This is a genomic window from Chryseobacterium balustinum, assembly GCF_900168205.1.
Taxonomy (GTDB): Bacteria; Bacteroidota; Bacteroidia; order Flavobacteriales; family Weeksellaceae; genus Chryseobacterium; species Chryseobacterium balustinum.
Map to the genome: position 1 here is coordinate 1 of NZ_FUZE01000068.1, position 1415 is coordinate 1415.

Here is a 1415-nt window from a genome sequence, read left to right on the forward strand (position 1 = left end):
CTTTCAATACTGGACTTGTAATGGAACTTAGCATTTTTAATGCTTCGCTCTATGCGCCTGTTGTGCCTCTCATCCCATTCGGCATCGATGAGCATCGATATAAACTGGTCGAGGGTATAATGGTCTGTCCTTCCGCTTTCAATAGCGGTCTTAAAGGCATTGTGCATGCCGTAAAGCTTCATTTGCTTCATTTTGCTCACTGTCGGTTCGTTCATAACTGTTGATATTTAATGATAGTATTGTTTTCCTCTGATGTTGCCGTGATCAGGCAATTCCTGCTCTTGTTCTTCTTTTTCAAAATCAATCCGATCCAAGTTGTTCTCCAGGATCTTCTGCACGGTTTTAAAGCTGTAGATCTTAAAATCCAATGCCCGTTTACAGGCACCCGTCAATCTTTCTCTGCCTACTTTTTTTTCGAAGTTCAGTATCCCCAGGCAGCTTTTGTAAGCCTGCTCGGGATGATTCCGACTGTCGATAATTTGGAGAATGTATTCTCCCACTGCGGTATCAATACTGTTAGCCCAATCGATAAAGCGGGCAGCACTCCATCCGGCCACGAACTGGTGGGTACTGGCTAAATGTTCTGTAATGGTTGTGTAGACATAAGGCTTGTAATTGCGTCTGTGCATTGCGATTCTGTTGTATTTGTAGTAGATCTCCACGGTGGAAGATGTGTATAGGATCTTGATCTTCTTCTTGATATACTGGTAAGGAACACTGTAGTAGTTCTTATCCCGGCTCAACTGTACGTGCCCGTTCTGCATCACTGTTGCAAAGGATTGGTACCTGATCTCAAAACGACGCTCAGGCAGTGGGCGCAGCTGCTGCTTCTCGTCCTCTAAGAACAGCTCGTAGCGGGAGTAAGGACGTCCTGTGAGCTTGCGTTTGTTATGAGAGTCCAGCAGATCCCGGATCTCACTATTTAGTTCATCCAGGCCGCAGGATCCCTGTTGAAGGTTGGCGTAGATCCTTCTGTACAGGATCTTTACCGCGCCCTCTACCAAAGATTTATCCCTCGGTTTGTAAGCCCTGGCAGGCAAGATGGTCGTTTCATAATGTTCGGCCAGATCGGCCAGGGTCTCATTGATGGTGGGTTCAAAACGGCTGCTTTTGATCACTGCGGATTTTAAGTTATCAGGAACGATCGCTGCCGGTGTGCCTTCAAAAAAGCGGATGGCATTTTCTACAGATCGTACAAAATCTTCCTTCTGCTGGCTTATAGAGGCTTCAGCATACGTGTATTGGCTTGCTCCGAGAATAGCTACAAAAAACTGAACTTCTTTAAGCTCCCCACTTTCCTTATCTATAATGGAGAGTGTTTTTCCTGCATAATCGACATACATCTTATCACCGGATTTGTGATTCATATGCATCACCGGGTTCACACGCTTGCCCCAGATCTTGTAATGATGCCG

At 45.7% G+C, this 1415-nt stretch carries 2 protein-coding genes; both read right to left on the reverse strand.

What is annotated here, in order from left to right; genetic code table 11:
- Window positions 1–215: ATP-binding protein (locus B5X64_RS23130; protein WP_228419091.1), on the reverse strand; the 215-nt coding region annotated here is incomplete at its 3' end.
- Window positions 216–227: 12 nt separating this feature from the next.
- Window positions 228–1415: IS21 family transposase (gene istA, locus B5X64_RS22445; RefSeq protein ID WP_139377627.1), on the reverse strand; the 1188-nt coding region annotated here is incomplete at its 5' end.